The organism is Streptosporangium sp. NPDC002524 (genome assembly GCF_040295985.1).
GTDB lineage: Bacteria > Actinomycetota > Actinomycetes > Streptosporangiales > Streptosporangiaceae > Streptosporangium.
Genome location: NZ_JBEOWK010000002.1, coordinates 428,132 through 446,907, shown reverse-complemented (window position 1 = coordinate 446,907; position 18,776 = coordinate 428,132). Strand labels below are relative to the sequence as shown.

Below are 18,776 nucleotides of genomic sequence, written 5' to 3'. Positions count from 1 at the left end.
GGCAACGCGATTTCTCAGGCGTCGCGGCTCCGGCGGTAGCCCAGGGAGGTCAGCTCGGCCCGGGTGCCGCGGAAGACGTTGCGATCGACGGGCTTGTTCGAGTGCTGGTGGATCGTCCACCTGCTCCACGGCCTCGGCACCTCCGGCCTGCCCCGGGGGTGGTCGGGCGCGGCGATCCACAGCGGGTAGGGCTCCAGCCCGGCGCAGTTGCCGCCGCGCGCGAACGACAGGAACGTGTAGATCACCGGCCTGACCCCCGACAGCGCGACGATCGCCTGGCACCAGCTGCGGGCGAACCGCGCCACCCGGTGCGCCGGGAGGTGGTCGTTGGTCTCCAGGTCGAGCGCGAGCAGATCTCCCCGGCGCAGGCCGCCGGCCCGCTGCACGATCCGCAGGAAGTGCACCGCCTGCGCCTCGGGATCTCCGGCGGGACGGGCGAAATGGTAGGCGCCGCAGACGATCCAGCTCTCGCGCATGCCGTTCCAGTTGGCGCCGAACCACTTGTCGGTGAAGGTGCTCCCCTCGCTCGCCTTGGCGAAGGCGAAGGAGACCCCGCCCCTCGCGTGCGCGCCCCAGTTGACGGCGCCCTGCCAGTTCGACACGTCGATCCCCTGCAACATGGCGGCCACGCTAACCACCGGGCGCGGCGGGCACACGGACGACGCTCCCTCGGCGTACTGCCATTGCGGCCACTTTGGCTAGGCTTGGTCGGCGTGAACGAAGCAGCCCAGATCTCCGGCGCGTACGCGGCCGGCATCGCGACCATCACCTCCGGCGGAACCGTGCTCGACACGTGGTTCCCGTCCCCGCGGCTCGGCGAGCCCCCCTCGCCCGGCACCACGCGGCTGACCGAACAGGAGGCGGTCGAGGAGCTCGGTTCCGGGGTCGCCGCGCTGCTCGGCCCCGACGAGGACCGCGGCGTGGAGGTGGTCGCGGTACGCACCGGCATCGCCAAGCTGTCGGAGGCCCCGGCCGACGCCCACGACGCCTACCTGCGCCTGCACCTGCTGTCGGCGCGTCTCGTCCAGCCGCACGGCCAGAGCCTGGACGGCCTGTTCGGCCTGCTCAGCAACGTGGTGTGGACCAACCACGGCCCCTGCGCCGTCGAGGGCTTCGAGGAGGTGCGCCTGCGCCTGCGCGCCCGGGGGCAGGTGACCGTCTACGGCGTGGACAAGTTCCCCCGGATGGTCGACTACGTGGTGCCCGGCGGTGTCCGGATCGCCGAGGCCGACCGGGTCCGCCTCGGCGCGCACCTGGCGAGCGGCACGACCGTGATGCACGAGGGCTTCGTCAACTTCAACGCCGGGACGCTCGGCACCTCCATGGTCGAGGGCCGCGTCTCGGCGGGCGTCGTCGTGGGCGACGGCTCGGACGTCGGCGGCGGCGCCTCGATCATGGGCACCCTGTCCGGCGGCGGCAGGCAGGTCATCTCGATCGGGCGGCGCTGCCTGCTGGGCGCCAACAGCGGCGTCGGCATCTCCCTGGGCGACGACTGCGTCGTGGAGGCGGGCCTGTACGTCACCGCCGGGACCAAGGTGGCCCTGCCCGGGGGGCGGGTGGTCAAGGCGGCCGAGCTCTCCGGCGCCTCCGGCCTGCTGTTCCGCCGCAACTCCACCTCGGGCGCGGTCGAGGCCGTCCCCCGCGAGGGGACGGGCGTGGAGCTCAACAGCGCCCTGCACGCCAACGACTGACCATCCCCGGGGCCGTGGGCCCGTGGATGTTCGTCCCCGGGCCCCTCAGCTGACAGGGTGGCCCCACAGGCTTCACGGGCCTCACAGGCCTCACGGCCCTCATGTCGACGCGGGCGGGCCGCCCCTCGCCGGAAGCCCGGGAGCGGGGACTCCACGCTGGAAGGATTCGGATGACCGGTCAGGAGATGGTAGGCGACGGCGAGAACGCCGCGGGCGCGGCGGCCCGGTGGGTGACCGGGCTGTTCGCGCCGCAGGTGCTGGTCATCGGGCTGCCTCCGCTCGTCGGGCTGATGGCCGACGGCTGGCCGGGCGCGGCCTGGGGCCTGGTGGCCTCGGCGCTGTGCGGCGGGATCCCGGCCCTGGTGATCCTGGCCGGGGTCCGTTCCGGGCGCCTCGACTCCCACCACCTGGTCGACCGGGCGAGCCGGACGGTTCCGCTGCTGGTGGCGGTAGCGGCGGTGGTCGTCGCGCTGACGCTGCTGATCCTGCTGGGCGCGCCCCGGCTCCTGGTGGCCACGGTGACCGCGATGCTGGCCGCGCTCGCGGTCACGGTCCCGATCACCCTCTGGTGGAAGATCTCCTTCCACGCGGCCGTGTCGGCGGGCACCGTGGTGGTGCTCGCCCACGTGCTGCCCGCCGTGCCCACGCTGGTCGCGGGCGCGCTGGTCGTGGCGACGGTGTGCTGGGCGCGGGTCAGGCTCACCCACCACACGCCCGCCCAGGTCGCCGCCGGGACCGTCACCGGCGCGGGAACGGCCTGGGCGGCCCTGAGCGCCTTCGGCGTCTGAGCGGACCGGAAGCGGGCCCTCGAAAACGAGCCCTCGGAAACGAGCTCCCGAAAACGGGCCCTCGGAACCGGGCGCTTAAAAGCGGCGGGCCCTCGAAGGGCGGAGTTCCCAAGGGTTCTCAAGAGCCCTCAAAGGGTCCTCAAGGGTCCTCAAGGGTCCTCGAGAGCCCTCAGAGGAGGCTCTTGAGGAACTCCCGCGTCCGGGTGCCCGGCGAGTACTCCGAGGCGACGAAGTCGGTCACCCCGGCCTTGGCGAGCGCCTCGATCCGCGCCGCCACCTCGTCCTCGTCGCCGATGATCGCCACGTCCGCCGGCCCCTCGGCGCCCTCCCTGTCGAGCACCGCCCGGTACGACGGCAGCTGGCCGTAGATCTCGAACCGCTCGGCGGCGAGCGCCCTGGCCGCCTCGGCGTCGTCGGTGACGCAGACGGGCAGCGCGCACACGATCCTCGGCGCGGGACGCCCGGCGGCCCGCGCGGCCTCGGTGACGGCGGGCGCCACGTGCTCGGCCACCGTCCTGGCGCCGGTCATCCACAGCACGGTGCCGTCGGCCACCTCCCCGGCCAGCTTGAGCATCCTCGGGGCCAGCGCGGCGATGAGCACGGGCATGTCCCTCGGCCCCGGCGTGGTCAGGCCCAGCCGTCCCGTGAGGGTCTCCCCCTCGAAGTCCGCGTTCTCCCCGCGCGCGAGGGGCATCAGGATCGACAGGTACTCGCGCATGTGGCGGGCGGGCCGGTCGAAGCTCATGCCGTACATGCCCTCGATCACGATCTGGTGCGAGAGCCCGATGCCGAGGGCGAGCCGCCCGTCGAGGGCGGCGTTGACGGTGAGCGCCTGCTGGGCGAGGGCCGCCGGGTGGCGCGGGTAGGTCGGGACGACGCCGGTGCCGAGCTCGATCCCGGGCACCTGGCTCCCGATCACGGCGAGCGCGGTCAGCGTGTCGAGGCCGAACGTGTGGGACATCCACACGGAGGAGAAGCCGTCGTCGGCCCCGCGGGCGATGCGCTCCCGCAGCCGTCCGAACGCGTCCGGCTTCTGGGACTCATTGAGGAACAGTCCGAATCGCATCGCTACCGAACTCCATTCTAGTAAGTTCGGCCCAGTCTAGGACGATCACGGCGCGGTGCGGGAGACCCGAAATCACGGGAGACGCCGGGAGGGCTCAGGGCAGCTCAGTGAACCGCTCCACCTGCTCGATCTTGCCCGCGATGACGATCACGTCCCCGTACCCCAGCACGGTCCCGGCGTCGGCGTAGGTGAACTCGTCGTGCTCGCCCTTCACGCAGACCACGGTCACGCCGTACTTGCGCCGCAGGTTGGACTCACCGAGGGGCACGCCGACGTACTCGCGGGGCGGGCGGGTCTTGACCACCGCGTAGTCGCCGTCGACCTCCATGTAGTCGAGCATCCGGCCGTTGAGCAGGTGGGCGAGCCGCTCCCCCATGTCGTGCTCGGGGAGGATCACGTGGTGGGCGCCGACCCGCTCCAGGATGCGGCCGTGCTCGCGGCTGATCGCCTTGGCCCAGACGTCCTCGATCTCCAGCTCGACGAGCAGGGACGTGGTGAGGATGCTGGACTCCAGGTCGGTGCCGATGGCGACCACCGCCCGGTAGAAGTCGGGCACCCCCATCTGCCGCAGCGCCTCGATGTCGGTGGAGTCGGCGACGACGACGTGGGTGAGCTTCCCCGCCAGGCTCTGCACCACCTTGGGGCGGCTGTCGATGGCGAGCACCTCGGTGCCCCTGCGGAACAGCTCGACCGCGAGGGAGCTGCCGAAGCGGCCGAGCCCGACGACCACCACCGGATCGTTCCTTCTGTCAGCCAACGATCGTCCTCTTTCGGGGGTTCGCAGCCACGGGGGGATCCGCCAACGCGAGAAGCCCGGAGGCGGACGACAGCCTCCAGGCTCCTACATGCGTCTCACTGCGCGAGCCATCAGGCCCGAATTCGGCTGATTCTACCTCAGGGGAACTCCAGAAGGGCTTCCTCGCCGCCCCCGGATTCCCGGCCGGAGCCGCCCCCGGACTCCTGTCCGGAACCGCTCCCGGACTCCCCGCCGGAGCCCGCGAGGGTGTCGAGGACCTGCTGGCCGTACTTGGCCAGCTTGTTCTCGCCGATCCCGCTGATCGTGCCCAGCTCGGCGAGGGACGAGGGAGACCTGGTCGCGATCTCGCGCAGGGTCGCGTCGTGGAAGATGACGTACGCGGGCACCCCCTGCTCCTTCGCGGTGGCTCCGCGCCAGGAGCGGAGCAGCTCGAACACCGGCGCCGCCTCCTCCGGCATCTCGACGGGCTCGGCCCGGCGCGAGGTGGAGCCCTTGGAGGACCTCGCGGCCTTCGCCGCCCTCTCCGGCTCGCGCCGCAGCGGGACCTGGCGTTTGCGGCCCAGGACCTCGGCGCTCGCCTCGGTCAGCACCAGCGTGCCGTAGTCGCCCTCGACGGCGAGCAGCCCCTGGGCGAGCAGCTGGCGCACCACGCCGCGCCACTCGGCCTCGCCCAGCTCCGTGCCGATGCCGAACACCGTGAGGCCGTCGTGGTCGTGCTGGATGACCTTGGCCGTCTTCCTGCCGAGGAGGATGTCGATGATCTGCCCGGCGCCGAACTTCTGGCGGCGCTCGCGCATGAGCCGGAACACGGTCGACAGGACCTTCTGCGCGGCGACCGTGCCGTCCCACGACTCCGGCGGCGACAGGCAGGTGTCGCAGTTGCCGCAGGCGGTGGCGCCCTGCTGGCCGAAGTAGGCGAGCAGCCGCGCGCGGCGGCACTCGACCGCCTCGCACAGGGCGAGCATGGCGTCCAGGTGGGTCGCGAGGCGGCGGCGGTGGGCGTCGTCGCCCTCGGAGGTGTCGATCATCTTGCGCTGCTGCACGACGTCCTGGAGGCCGTAGGCGAGCCACGCGGTGGAGGGCAGGCCGTCGCGCCCGGCCCTGCCGGTCTCCTGGTAGTAGCCCTCGACGGACTTGGGCAGGTCGAGGTGGGCGACGAAGCGCACGTCGGGCTTGTCGATCCCCATCCCGAACGCGATGGTGGCGACCATGACGAGGCCGTCCTCGCGCAGGAAGCGCGCCTGGTTGGCGGCGCGGACGCGGGCGTCGAGCCCCGCGTGGTAGGGCAGCGCCTCGATGCCGTTCTGCACCAGGAACTCGGCGATCTTCTCGACCGAGTTGCGCGACAGGCAGTAGACGATGCCCGCGTCCCCGGCGTGCTCGGCGCGCAGCAGCTCCAGCAGCTGCCGCTTGGGCTCGTTCTTGGGGGCGATGCGGTACTGGATGTTGGGGCGGTCGAAGCTCGCCACGAAGTGACGGGCCTTGTCCAGGTTCAGGCGGGAGGCGATCTCCGCGTGGGTGGCCTCGGTGGCCGTCGCGGTCAGCGCGATGCGCGGCACGTCCGGCCAGCGCTCGTGCAGCGCGGACAGGGCGAGGTAGTCGGGCCGGAAGTCGTGCCCCCACTGGGCCACGCAGTGCGCCTCGTCGATGGCGAACAGCGAGATCACCCCGCTGTCGAGCAGCCGCAGCGTGGCGTCGACCCGCAGGCGCTCCGGCGCCAGGTAGAGCAGGTCCAGCTCGCCGGAGAGGAAGGCCGACTCGACGGCCCGGCGCTCCTCGAAGTCCTGGGTGGAGTTGAGGAACCCGGCCCGTACGCCGAGCGCGGTGAGGGCGTCGACCTGGTCCTGCATGAGCGCGATGAGCGGCGAGATCACCACTCCGGTGCCCTTCCGCACGAGGGCGGGGATCTGGTAGCACAGCGACTTGCCGCCGCCGGTCGGCATGAGCACGAGCGCGTCGCCGCCGGACACGACGTGCTCGATGATCTCCTGCTGGCCCTCCCGGAACGAGTCGTAGCCGAAGACGCGCTGCAGGACCCGCGACGCGTCGCTCACCTCGGGGCCGTTCTCGGGGGAAACCATCGGGACATTGTACGAGGATCTTCCCGCTGGTCGGCGGCGAACAGGCGGGATCGGCCCGGACGCCCTCCGGAAACGGCGCGGGGCCGCGCGGGACCCGCCCGGACCGCCCGGCCGGGTCCCGATAGGGAGAGCCGGGAGAACGGGAAAGTGCCGCCGGGAGGGTCGGACCTCCCGGCGGCACCGGTACCACGGGCTCTCCCGCGATCTTCCTATGGGATCACGAGGTTACGGGTTGACGATGATGTTGAAGGTCGACGTCGTGTTCCTGATGTTCTGGAAGTTGTTGCTCAGCTGGAGATTGTTGAACGTGGCCGAGCCGACCGCCGGGCCCTGACCGGGCTCGGGCATCTCGTTGGCCCAGATGGCCCAGCCGGACTTGGCGTCGAAGGCGTCGCCGCTCTTCCTGGCACCGGTGATCGACACGTTCGTGAAGATCGTGTCGGTGACCGGGTTCTGCGGCTGGCCGCCGACGTAGTTGGTCTGGAACATGATGCCGCCGTAGGTCGGGTCCACGATGTCCACGTTGTTGACGCGGATGCCCTGGAAGACCTTGGAGGCGGAGAAGATCCAGATCGCCGGGAAGACCTGCTGTCCCCAGAAGTGCCCGCCGGCGCGGACGATCGAGATGTTCTCGAACCTGGTGGGCGGGCTGGCGCCGAAGCCGTTCATCGGGTAACCGAAGTCCAGCGAGCTGATCGTGATGCCGGAGTAGACCAGCGTGTCGGCGATGTAGATGTTCCTGAAGACGTTGTCGTACCCGCCGTAGACCGCGACGCCCGCGGCCCGCCAGGTCAGGATGGACGTCAGGTTCTCGTAGACGTTGCCGCGCATGTCGGCGCCGCCGGCGTCGATGGCCGAGAACAGCGCGAAGCTGTCGTCACCGGTGGCGCGGGCCTCGTTGTTGCTGACGAGGTTGTCCGTGCTGCCGTTGGTCATGTTGATGCCGTCGGCGAACATGTTGCGGATCCGGGAGTTCTTGATCGTCACCCGGTCGGTGTTGGCGCCCCAGTAGAGGCAGACCATGTGCTCGTTCCAGATGTTGTCGATCACGATGTCGCTGACGTTCGAGAAGTCGAACACCTTGCCCGGGCCGTCGATGCGCGAGGTGTAGTTGCCGAAGTAGGCGAAGTTCGCGAAGGACGAGCCCCTCGCGGTGCCCTCGGCGCGGAAGCCGACGTCGGTGTTGTCCTGCGTGTCGGGCGCCCGGAACTGGGTGTACCAGGGGCCCGCGCCGACTACCTTGACGGCCTTGCCGTAGACCTGGAACTTGCTGGCCGTCTGGTAGGTGCCCGCCGGCAGGTAGACGCCGACCAGGTTGCCGGTGGTGTCCATCCGGACCCGGTCCAGGGCGTTCTGCACGTCCTGGTGGGTGAAGCCGGTGGGGGTCGTGTACCGGGCGGGGTCGGGGTTCGCGACCGGCGAGACCTGCTCGGTGTTGATGAAGTCGATCGCGTACGTCGTGGTGTTGGCCGCGTCCTTCTGCAGCCTGATCTTGCTGCCGGCCGGGACGGTGGTCCCGAGCATGACGTTGGCCTCGTCGTAGATGTGACGCGGGCCGCCGGAGCCGGGCGAGTTGTTGGGACCGGCCTCGGGGCCGTACAGCCAGGCGTACTTGGACGTCAGGTTGATGGGCTTGAGGAAGGTGCCGTTGACGTAGACGTTCAGCGTCGAGTTGATGCCGCCGCCGCCCGCGGAGTCGGGGATGGAGAAGCGGGTGACCAGGGTGTTGGTGCTGGCCTTGGTGGTGAACTCGACGTAGTTGCCGGTGTTGTTCAGCGTCACGGCCCTGCGGCCGGAGGCCTCACCGGCCACGTGGCCGATCTCGCGGTTGGGGCCGACCACGACCGCCCCGCCGCCGACGACGGCGTCCTCGGCCTCGTAGAAGTCGTACGGCATGTTGGCGCCGCGGCCGACGAAGAACGGCTGGGTGCCGGTGTTGTTGGCCCGCTTGACCGGGAGCTCGTTGGCGTCGTCGGCGAGGACCGTCCGGACGGTGAACTTGCCGTTGGCCGCCGTCCAGGTGCCCAGGTTCACCGGGCTGGTGGTGGCGCCCGGCGCGATCACGCCGGTGTGGGAGCCGGTCAGGGTACGGACGACGGTGCCCGCCTCGTTGAGGACGTTCAGCGTGATGCCGTGGGCGCCGCTCGCGGAGGCCACGGTGCCCTGGTTCCTGATCGCCACCGAGAAGGTGACGACGGCGCCGTTGGACGGGTTGCTGGGGGTCCAGCTGGTCGTGGCGACCAGGTCGGAGGTGTCGACCGGCCTGACCACAAGGGGGGCGGAGGCCGCGAAGGTGTTGTTCGACTCGTTCTGCTCGATGACGCCGTTGTCCTCGTCCACCTTGGCGCTCAGCGCGTAGCTGCCCGCGTCACGGGGACCGGCGTTGGCGGTCACCGTGGTGGACGCTCCGGCGGCCAGCGCGCCGACCGAGGCGGTGCCGACCTTGGTGGTGCCCAGGTAGAAGTTGACGTTCGTCGCGCCGGACGCCGCGGAACCGGCGTTGCGCACCGTGGCCGAGAGCGAGACGGAGTCGGTCTCGATGGGGGACGCGGGGGACGCGGTCACGGCGGTGAGCGTCAGGTCCGGGTTCGGCGCCGGGGTGCCGATGACCTGGAACTCGGCGACCTGCCCGGCGGGGGCGCCGGTGTTGGAGGTGATCCTGAGCTGGACGTCGGCGTAGGCGCCGCTGACCGGGATCGTCACCGTGTTGCCGGAGGCGGGGTTGAAGGTGTAGTTCGCCGCCGCCGCCAGGCTGGTGAAGGTGGTCGAGCTCTGCCCGCGCCCGAGGACCTGGATGTTCTGCGTACGCGTTCCCCAGGCGCTGTCGGGGTTCAGCTTCACCACGACCGAGCTGAGGGTGGCGTTCGACCCGAGGGCGACGGTCAGCGTGTTGGGGTAGCTGCCGCCGTTGCCCTCCCAGTAGGTCGCCGTGTTGTTGTCGTTGGCGTTGGCGGGCACGAACGTGAAGACCGAGGAGGAGGCGGTGATCGCCTTGCCGACGGCCAGGTTCGTCCCGGACGGGGTGCTGCCGTTCCGGGTGACGGTGTTGCTGTTGCCCGACTGGTTGTTCGCCGCGTCCTTGGCCTTGACGTAGTAGGACACCGTCGCGGTGGCCGGCTGGGTGTCGGTGTAGGTCAGGACGTTGCCCGCCACGCTGCCGCGCAGGGCGTTGTTGGCGTAGACGTCGTAACCGGTCACGCCCACGTTGTCGGTCGAGGCGTTCCAGGTCAGCCTGATCTGGCCCGAGCCGGGCTCGGTGTAGGCCAGGTTCGACGGCGTGCTCGGCGGCGTGGTGTCACCGCCGCTGACGGGGCCGTACACCTCGAACTCGGAGATCTGGCCGGCCGGCCAGCCCGTGTTCGCGGTGATGTTCAGCCGCAGGTAGCGGGCGCTGGTCGCGGCGAAGTTGATCGTCACCGTGTTGCCGGTCGACGGGTTGAAGGTGTAGCCGGCCGAGCCCACGACCGTCGTGGTGGGCGTGGAGCTCGTGCCCGCAAGCACCGACAGGGTCTGCGTCCTGGTGTTCCAGGCCGCCGCGGGCGGCAGCTTCAGGACGACCTGGTCGACGCTGGCCGCCGCCCCGAGGTCCACCTGGACCCACTGCGGGAAGGCGTTGTTGTTGCTCTCCCAGTAGGTGGTGGCGTTGCCGTCGGTGACGTTGCCGGCGCCGTAGGGGGCGCTGACACTGCTGGACGAGGCCGGCTTGCCCGCCGCCAGGTTGGGGCCCGCCGCCGCCGAGGCCGGTGCGGCGACCGCCCCGGCCAGAGCGAGCAGGCTGGTCGCGGCCATCGCCGCCACCAGCCGTAACGCCAGGTACTGCTTTCTCATTGCGTTCCTCTATCTCTCGTCTGGAACGACAGGGTCGGGAGGGAGGCCGTGGCCTCCGCCGGGCGACGCGCTCGGCACCCGGGGGTGCCTCGCCCACGAGACGCGGATCTCTGACCCTCTTCCTCCGGGTCGTCGGAATCCGGCGTACGGGCCGGCCGGGTGATCTTGTGCGGGCCGATCCGCGAGCCGTGCCTCGTTCGTCGCTGGGGGGTGCTGTTCGCCGTGTACGCCGGCGTTCCTCTCGTGGAGACGACCGGCGGGACGAGCGATGGGTGAACGTCGGGTCGGTGAGCTCTGTCGATGGGTCCCGGACGGGGGACGTCCGGAGCCCCGGGCCCCTTACCGGCTGCGGCGGCGGCGCGGGACGTTCTGCCGGGCGCGGGCCGTGACGGCCGGACCGGTCAGCGTCGGCGCGGGGGCGATGAGTGTCGCAACCGGGGCCGCCATGGCGGCGACCGGCCGCGCAATGCCGAGAACGACATCACCTGGGGCCTCTCCGGAGGGGTGGGAGGGATGTGCCGGCGCAGCACATCACTGCCGTAAGTTGCGGAGAACAGAGAGAATTTAACAGGACTTTGCAATATTTTTGCATTGCGCTGGCCAAATGTTACATACGTGCTACGGCCGCGTCAACGGGTCGAGAAAGGTGGCTTACTTCCCGGTACGGCCCGGCGTGCGATCCGGCCGATCCGCCTGCTGCGGGGGCCTTCGGGCCCTTCCGCGGACCGGCGCGCGAGGGGTGCGCGGCCCCCTCCGGGAGGCCCCCGCGCGGTGGGACGGAGGGGACACCGGCGGCGTGGCGGGACCCGGGGACACGTCCCGGAAACATCGCCGTACGGAACGGCTTGCGCGACGGAGGCAGGTGGGCGCGACTCGCGGGCCCCCGCGCATACCCGGACATCCCGGCCCGCCCGGTCCGCGCCCGGTCCGTGCGACGCGGCCCGTACGTCCGCGGGACGCGGTCCGCGCACCCCTGCGGCGCGGTCCGTGCGACGCCTGTTCCCGTGATCGCCGACCGGCCCGGAAGGCGTCACGCCGAGGCGCCGGGGACACGCGCGGCTCGGCACGAAACCCGGAGGAGGCTAGATAAAGAGCTGTTTTGGACTATTCAGCCTGAAATATGTGGCTTGACGGATAGCAAGGTGAGACGCGGCGATGGTTCACCGTTCGAAGAGGCGCAGCCGGTGGCGTCGTGGCGGGACGCCCCCTACTTCACGGCGATGGTTCATCGTTCGAAGAGGCGCAGCCGGTGTGCCGTCGCCGCCGCCTCGCCGCGCGAGGAGGCGCCCAGCTTGGCGAGGATGTTGGAGACGTGCACGCTCACGGTCTTCGCCGAGATGAACAGCTCCCCCGCTATCTCGCGGTTGCTGCGGCCGGCCGCCACCAGGCCAAGCACCTCGTGCTCGCGCGCGGTGAGCCCGAGCCCGGCCCGCTCGGAGACCGGCTCGGCGGGGGCGGGCTCCCCGGAGAGCGGGATCCGGGCCCGCCTGGCCAGGGAGGCGATCTCGGCGGCCAGCGGCGGGGCCCCGACCCGCGCCGCGAGCTCCGCCGCCCGGGACAGGCTCGGTGCGGCCTCGTCGCGCTCCCCCGCCTCGACGGCGGCCCGTGCCGCGCCGAGCAGGGCGCGGGCCTCGGCGTAGGGCTGGCGGAGCGCGGCCCAGGCGGCGGCCGCCGCGTCCCACGCCTTCCGGTCGGGCGCCCCTTCCGCCTGGGCGGCCTCGGCCGTGAAGGTGAGGCTGTGCGCCCGCTGGAGCTCCCCCTCCACCGGGCCGAGCCGCTCCGCCACGGCGCGCAGCCGGGACAGCGGGGGCGGCGAGGACACTGAGGACGACGAGGACGACGAGGACAGCGAGGACGGCGAGGACGGCGAGGACGACGAGGACGACGAGGACAGCGAGGACGGCGAGGACAGCGAGGACGGCGAGGACGCGGCGACTCGCAGGCAGGCGAGGAGGAGCGGCCAGACGTAGCGGGGGGTGCCCTCCAGGTCCTGCTCGTCCAGGATCCGCCCGACGAGCGCGGACGCCTCGTCGTCCCTGCCCCGCGCCACCAGCAGCTCGATCTCCCTGCGCAGCTGGGGCAGGATCGTCTGGTCCCGGTAGGTGCCCCTGGCGAACACGGCCCGCGAGGACCGGAAGAGCGCGTCGGCCCGGTCGATCTCCCCGCGGGCCAGCGCGATGTCGGCGGCCAGGGCCTCAAGGCTCGCGCGGTAGGGGGCCGGCGGGGTGACCTCCAGGCCGCCCTCGACCACCTCGGACGCCTCGTCCCAGCGGCCGAGGGAGACCAGGGGCTCGACCAGGTTGATCGCCAGGAAGGCGCCGGACGTGCGGGCCAGGCCGTACGCCTCGGCGTCGGCGATGCCGCCGCGGGCGACCTCGGCGGCCCGCTCGTGCCATCCGGCCCCCTCCAGGGCGTCGGACTCGGAGATGACGGCCCGCATCAGCGCGTGGTACGTGCTGGCCCGGCTCGCGATCTCCCGCGCCCTGGCGAACGCGACGACCTGCTCCTCCATCCGGGAGTATCGGCACCTGGCCCAGGTGAGCGTGACGAGCGCGTGGGCCTCGATGTCGGGGTTGCCGACCTCGTGGGCGATGCGCATGGCCTCCTCGGCGAGCGACTCCTTCTCGGCCCAGTCCCCGGGGTGGCTGAGCATGCGCGACAGGTTCTCCAGGACCTGGGCGCGCAGGGCGGTCGGCGGCTCCGCGGGAACGAGCGCGACGGCGGTGCGGAGGTCCTCGAGGAACCCGGCCCTGCCGAGGTCGTACCTGACGAGCCCGCGCTGCCGCAGCAGCCGGGCCGCGCGGATCGGGTCGGTGGCGGTGTCGATCTCCCGCAGGGCCGCCTTGGCGAGGGAGATGCCCCGCTCGAACTCCCCGGCCAGGTGGGCCACGGTGATCGCCTGCCGGAGCACGTCGATGTGGTCGGCCCCGATCCGCTCGGCGGCGTCGGGGATCGTCTCCCACAGTTCCAGGACCCGGGTCAGCATGCGCAGCTGCTCGTCGTAGGCCGCCGTCTTCCGGGCGGCCGCGGCCGCGTGCCAGGCGCTGGTCAGCGCCCAGAGGGGGTTGTGCGCGGCGTGCCAGTGGTGGGCGAGCTCGATGGCCGACCGGGGAGCGGGCAGGATGCCGGGATTGCCCTCCAGGGCCTCGGCGAAACGGGTGTGCAGGCGGGTGCGCTCGCCGGGCAGCAGGTCGTCGTGGACGGCCTCGCGGATCAGGGCGTGCCTGAAGGCGTACGTCTCGCCGTCGACCAGGAGCACGTTGCCCGCCACCGCCGGGCGCAGCAGGCGGGAGAGCTCGCCGTCGTCGGCCCCGGCGACGGCCGAGAGCATCGTGTGCTCGATCCTCGCCCCACCTGCGGCGGCCAGCCGCATCAGCTCCTGGGTCTCCTCCGGCAGGCGCTCGACGCTGGCCAGCAGCAGGTCGCGCAGCGAGTCGGGCAGCGTCTCACCCTCGCCCCCGCTGAGCAGCGCCTCGACGAACAGCGGGTTTCCCTCGCTGCGCGCGTAGACCAGATCGAGGTCGGCGACCGGCTCGCCGTCGAGGATGCTCGCGGCCTGCTGGTCCACCTCCCGGCGGCTCAGCCTGCGCAGGTCGAGGCGGGTGACCCAGTCGACCCGGCTCAGCTCGGCCAGCAGCGGGCGCAGGGGATGCGTGCGGTGCAGCTCGTCGGCCCGGTAGGTGACCAGGGTCAGCAGGGGCACGTCGGAGCGCTGGTAGCGGACGAGGAACGACAGCAGGTCGCGGGTGGAGCGGTCGGCCCAGTGGGCGTCCTCGATGACCAGGATCGTCGGCCGGGTCTCGGCGAGCCGCTCCAGCAGGCCCAGGACCTGCTCGAAGAGCCGGGCCCGCGCCTCGGCGCCCTCCCTCTCCGGCTCACCGAACTCCGGCAGCAGCCGGGCGAGCCCCCGGGTCGCCCCGCCGGGCAGCAGCGCGGCGACGCCGTCGTGGCCCAGGTCGCGGGCGAGCTTGCGCAGCACCGCGGTGAAGGGGGCGAAGGGGAGGCCGTCGGTGCCCAGCTCCAGGCACCCGCCGACCAGCACCAGGGCGTCGTCCGAGCGCTCGGTGAACTCGCGGACGAGGCGGGTCTTGCCGACCCCGGCCTCGCCTCCCACGAACACGGTCGAGGCCGACCCGGAGCGCGCCCTGGCGAGCGCTTCTCCCAGAACGGCGAGCTCGTCGGCGCGGCCGACGAACAGGGGGCTTACCGCGTGGGCTCTCACGCCCCCAGGATGCCACCGGCCGCCGACAGAACCGCCGCCACGAGCCCGCGGGCGTCATTTCACCCTGAGTTCGAGATCCTCGGCGAACTTCGCCCAGGCCGTGGCGAACTCCTTGGCCATCTGGCAGACAAGGTCGACGCGGTGCTCGGGGACCGCGTCGACGAGCTGCTCCCGGCTCGGCGTGAGGCCGGCGCTCGCGCCGAGCATCCGGAGGAGGAGCCGGCCACGCTCCCTGGACCGGATGGACGGGTCTCTGATCAGGATGCTCAACGCCGACGTCCGGTTACGGCCGGGCTTCGGCTCCGGGCGGGGTCCGGTCTCGACATCTGGAAGCGGAACGTTCGCGGCATCCGCCTGGTTCCGGGTGGCCGGCACGGGTGGCGCGGGTGGCACAGGTGGCACGGGTGGCGCGGCAGCGGACCGCAGCGAGCTCGGCAGGGGGTCCTCGCCTCGCCTCAGGCGCTCACGGACGTCCCGTACCGTGCTCGGCGAGATCCCGGACCGCTGTGCGATCTGACGGAGCGAGGCCTGCGGCTCCTCCGCGATCAGTTCGGCCGCGCGTATCCGCCCGGCGGAGCTGTCCAGCGGGCGGACCCGCCCGTCGCGCCCCAGCCGTGCCTCGATCCGGGTGCCCTGGGGAAACGCCGTACGGCGGATGTCGCTCACCACCCGGGCGGACAGTCCGGCGACTCCCGCGATGGCCCTGTCGGACCAGTAGGGGTGCGAGCGCACGATCCGGCCGGCGGCCGCGGCGCGGTCGGCGGCCGACAGCGGCAGGCCGTGGGCGGTGTTCTCCTTCACCGCGACCACGAAGGCGTCGCGCTCGTCGCCGTCGAAGAACCGCACGCGCATGCTCTCCTCACCGCGCAGCACCGCCGCCCGCAGCCGGTGCATCCCGTCCACGACCCGCATGGTGGCCCGGTGCACGATCACCGGGGGCAGTACGGTGTCCAGCCTGGAGAGCACCTTCACGTGCTCCAGGTCCTCCCCCGCGCTCCGCGGCGTGTCCGCCGCGAGCAGCGAGCGGACGGGCACCGTCTCGATTTCCGAGAGCCTGGAGCGGTACTCTCCCTCCGGCGTTTCCTCCCCGGTCCGGTTCACGTGCGACGGGGCCGTTTCCATGGTCTGGTCAGCCATTGCGTCTTCCCATCCGACGAAGCCTTCTCGCTTCCCATTGCTGCATCGGGCCGGCCCACGTCCCCTCCCGGACCTCACGGGCCCGCCCTCCTGTCCTGCGGGGATGTACGCGCGGGTCGGCGATTCACCCCGAACCCGCTCACCCCGAACCCGCTCACCCGAACCCGCGATCGAGTCAGGGACGGTACGCGGCGGGGCCGCCGGGATCAGGGTTCGACGGGCTCGGTGCCGGTCGTGGCGCCGCCCGTACTCGCGCGGGGGAACGTCCGGATCGACGATGATCGGGCGCCCGGGGAGATCACCGGGTTCCTTGACCGGCGGCGAGCGGGTGTAGGCGGCCGCACCGGCCCTGTGAGAGGTCCTGGCCGGGCGGTGGTCTCACATCCGGCACGCGAGGTGCTCGCCGTCCACGTCATCGGCCACGACGAACGCGCATGGATCTCCTTCCCCGAGAGGAGCCACCGCGTGGCCCCTGCGGAAAGTCTGCGTTCCAGCGCTTGTTTTGTCGTTGACCCTCCATGCACGCCTGTTGATCACTTCTGCACGGTCGTGGTGCGGGAAAGGGCGTGCCTGTAGTCGCTGGGGGTCATGTCGTAGCGGGCGCGGAAGGCGCGGCTGAAGTGGGACTTGTTCGTGAAACCCCAGCGTGTGGCGATGGCGTGGATGGAGCGGTTGCCGAGGGAGGGGTCGGCGAGGTCGCGGCGGCAGTGTTCCAGGCGGCGTTCGCGGATCCAGGCGGCCACCGTACGGCCCTCCTCCTCGAAGAGGGTGTACAGATGACGGGTGGAGATCCCGTGGGCGATGGCGATGGCGGCGGGAGTGAGGGCCGGTTCGCCGAGACGCTGCTCGACGAAGGTGTGGATGCGCTGCTTCAGCGCGTGTCTGTGGATCTCCGGGGGTACGGCGTCCGCGGCGTCCACGCAGATGGCGAGGGCGGAGGCCAGGAGGTCCCGGGTGACCTGGGTCAGGGTGGGGACGTCGGCCGGGGTGAACTCACCGGCACGTGCGTTGAGGTCGGTCAGCCAGCGGGCCAGCATCCCGCCCATGCCGCTGCGCCCGTCGATCGGGACGCCGACCAGGTTCCGCATCGTCCTCTCCGGTAGCGGCATCAGCTCGCGAGGACACTGCACGACCAGGTTCGACCAGTCGTCCGGGAGGGCGTGGACGTCGGCGTGGAAGACGCGGCTGCTGTCCACCACCACGAGGTCACCGGAACGGAACACCGCGTCATGACCGGCCTGGGAGACGGTCCCTCCCCCGCTGAGGAAGTAGTTGATCTGATAGACCTCCGAGTCGGTCTGCCGTATCACCTTCGCCGTCCGCGCGATCTCCAGATGCGGGTAGGCCAGCGCGGACACCTGTAACGGCCCCAGGTCCATGACGCGGATCCTGGCGCGGAAGTCGTCGTGGTCGTCGCTGCGGTGCCGGTTGGGCACGTGCGACTGTGCCGCGACCTCCTGCCACAGCGCGAACCGCTCCGGTGCCGCCACGACCTCCGTGGTGAACTCGGTCACCAGCATCCGCCACCCCCAGTGCCCTCGGTCACCCTGCGGCTTTCCGTAAAGCCCGACTTAACGGACATATCAGGATTTGCGATCTAGCGGCAGCGCAATCGCCTTTCGGGCGCTCTTAACCGCGTATTGAGCCTGGTCATCTTGAGGCTGGTCATCCGGGTGCGCGCGGGCGCCCGTCGAAACGACCGCGACGGCGTCCACGGCGAGCGGGACGTCGTCCCACTCCGCCGGGTCCCGGAGGACCGGAGAGGCCCCCCTTCCACGTCGCCCACACTCGACCGGGCGGGGGGCTGTGGTGGCCGCAGCGGAGGGAACGGGCCCGCACGCCTGGCCGGGGGCCGCCCCCGCCACCCAGGGCGCGCACAAGGACACTCAGGGCGCCCGGCTGATCGTTTGGAATCCGGAGGGCAGGCCGGAGGCGGCCCGCCCGCACCCCGGCCGGTGCGGCGGCGATGGATCGATCTTCCCCGGGAGCACCACAGAGGCGTGGTCGCCCAGCCGGTCGCGCGACAGGTCGCGGGCAGACGAAAGCCCCCCGGCCGGTGTCAGCCGAGGGGCTCTGACCTGCGACTTGCTAGTGTGGGCGATACTGGGATCGAACCAGTGACCTCTTCGGTGTGAACGAAGCGCTCTCCCGCTGAGCTAATCGCCCGCCCTGTGCGGCCCCTCACGGTGCCGACGTGGAAAACCATACAGCAATCCGAGAGTGCTCGCGAAGCGGTATCCGCCAATAAAATGATCTTGAAAGACGACACGGTCGGGAGGCAAAGGTCTGAGGATGCATCCGGCGGGGGGCTACGGTGTCATAGCATCGTCCTGATCCGTAGAAGCACCGAACGACCCTCGCTCGACCCGAATCACCCGAGACGCCCCGCCGGGGAGTCGACGGTGACCAAAACGAGACGCAAAACCCTTGCAAATACGGCCCTGTTGGTGATGTTTAGCCAGGTAGATGCCCAAATGTCGCGCTGTGATGTGTGTTACAGAAGGGCGTGGAGGCGGAATCTTTCCTACAGGTTTCTTTGTTCCGCGTGATAGCCCGCGAGGAACGACGCCGTTTCAGAGCAGTGAGAGCAGTGAAAGCCCCGCAGAGGGGACCGACGACGAAAAAGGTTTGGCTGACGATGAACAGCGCCACCGTCTCTGCCGAGCTAGGCCTTCGGCTTGTGGTCCCCGACCGTACCACCGTCCCCCTCCTCGCCGGGCTCAGCTACACGGCCGGTGATCCGTACGCGATCAGGATGGCCTTCCACGTCGGAAACGACGAGCCGGTCGAGTGGATCTTCGCTCGCGAGCTGCTCACGGTCGGCATCGTGCGGCGGGTCGGCGACGGGGACGTCCAGGTGTGGCCGGCGCGCGCCGACGGCGAGCGCACGCTGCACATAAGCCTCACGTCGCCGTTCGGGCAGGCCCTGTTCGAGGTGCCCCTGGCCCCGCTCACGGAGTTCCTGCACCGGACGTACGAGCTGGTCCCCGCCGGTCGCGAGACCGACTTCATGGACCTGGACGCCGAGCTCAGCAACATGCTCTGGAGTTCGTGACGGGCCCTCGGCCCCTCGGCCCCGTCCCCCGGGTTCCGTGGTGACGGCGGTCGCCTGATCGGGGTCGCCCGGCCCCGCCCTGGCCCGAGCGGGTCCGCATATCAAGACCACGCCCTCAGGCCTGAGCGGGTCCCGCACGCCGAGACCGCCT

General features: G+C 71.3%; 11 protein-coding genes and 1 tRNA gene. 3 read left to right on the top strand and 9 right to left on the bottom strand.

The genetic code is table 11. From position 1 onward, the window contains the following. Positions 1–14 precede the first annotated feature (14 nt). Positions 15–620 (bottom strand): glycoside hydrolase family 25 protein, encoded by a 606-nt coding sequence (locus ABT053_RS04555; protein WP_350967457.1) that lies wholly within the window; start codon positions 618–620, stop codon positions 15–17. A 93-nt stretch (positions 621–713) separates the two neighbouring features. On the opposite strand from ABT053_RS04555, the gene dapD reads away from it, so the two are divergent. Beyond that, the gene (dapD, locus tag ABT053_RS04550; RefSeq protein ID WP_350967456.1) at positions 714–1,691 is read left to right on the top strand and encodes a 2,3,4,5-tetrahydropyridine-2,6-dicarboxylate N-succinyltransferase; all 978 of its coding nucleotides are present in this window, start codon (positions 714–716) and stop codon (positions 1,689–1,691) included. Positions 1,692–1,861: 170 nt separating this feature from the next. Next, positions 1,862–2,479: a phosphatase PAP2 family protein gene (locus ABT053_RS04545; RefSeq protein WP_350967454.1), complete on the top strand. Its 618-nt coding sequence runs from the start codon at positions 1,862–1,864 to the stop codon at positions 2,477–2,479. A 169-nt stretch (positions 2,480–2,648) separates the two neighbouring features. Here the strand turns inward: ABT053_RS04545 and ABT053_RS04540 are convergent, their stop codons facing one another. From ABT053_RS04540 to ABT053_RS04505, 8 genes are all read right to left on the bottom strand, one after another. Then, on the bottom strand, positions 2,649–3,545 hold the full coding sequence (locus tag ABT053_RS04540) for a TIGR03564 family F420-dependent LLM class oxidoreductase (protein ID WP_350967453.1): 897 nt from the start codon (positions 3,543–3,545) through the stop codon (positions 2,649–2,651). Between the two features lie 94 nt (positions 3,546–3,639). After that, entirely contained in the window at positions 3,640–4,302 is a 663-nt protein-coding gene (locus ABT053_RS04535) for a potassium channel family protein (protein ID WP_350967452.1), read from the bottom strand. Between the two features lie 137 nt (positions 4,303–4,439). Continuing rightward, positions 4,440–6,383, bottom strand: a complete 1,944-nt coding sequence (gene recQ / locus ABT053_RS04530; RefSeq protein ID WP_350967450.1) for a DNA helicase RecQ — start codon at positions 6,381–6,383, stop codon at positions 4,440–4,442. 225 nt (positions 6,384–6,608) lie between these two features. Next, complete coding sequence (locus ABT053_RS04525; protein WP_350967449.1) at positions 6,609–10,211, bottom strand: galactose-binding domain-containing protein; 3,603 nt, start codon at positions 10,209–10,211, stop codon at positions 6,609–6,611. Between the two features lie 1,225 nt (positions 10,212–11,436). After that, entirely contained in the window at positions 11,437–14,433 is a 2,997-nt protein-coding gene (locus ABT053_RS04520) for a helix-turn-helix transcriptional regulator (RefSeq protein ID WP_350967448.1), read from the bottom strand. 54 nt (positions 14,434–14,487) lie between these two features. After that, positions 14,488–15,570: a ParB/RepB/Spo0J family partition protein gene (locus ABT053_RS04515; protein WP_350967447.1), complete on the bottom strand. Its 1,083-nt coding sequence runs from the start codon at positions 15,568–15,570 to the stop codon at positions 14,488–14,490. A 533-nt stretch (positions 15,571–16,103) separates the two neighbouring features. Beyond that, positions 16,104–17,090, bottom strand: a complete 987-nt coding sequence (locus ABT053_RS04510) for an AraC-like ligand-binding domain-containing protein (RefSeq protein ID WP_350967446.1) — start codon at positions 17,088–17,090, stop codon at positions 16,104–16,106. A 574-nt stretch (positions 17,091–17,664) separates the two neighbouring features. Next, positions 17,665–17,736, bottom strand: a tRNA-Val gene (locus tag ABT053_RS04505). 472 nt (positions 17,737–18,208) lie between these two features. Here ABT053_RS04505 and ABT053_RS04500 point away from each other — a divergent pair. Continuing rightward, positions 18,209–18,625, top strand: a complete 417-nt coding sequence (locus ABT053_RS04500; RefSeq protein WP_184547867.1) for an SsgA family sporulation/cell division regulator — start codon at positions 18,209–18,211, stop codon at positions 18,623–18,625. The last annotated feature ends 151 nt before the right edge of the window (positions 18,626–18,776 follow it).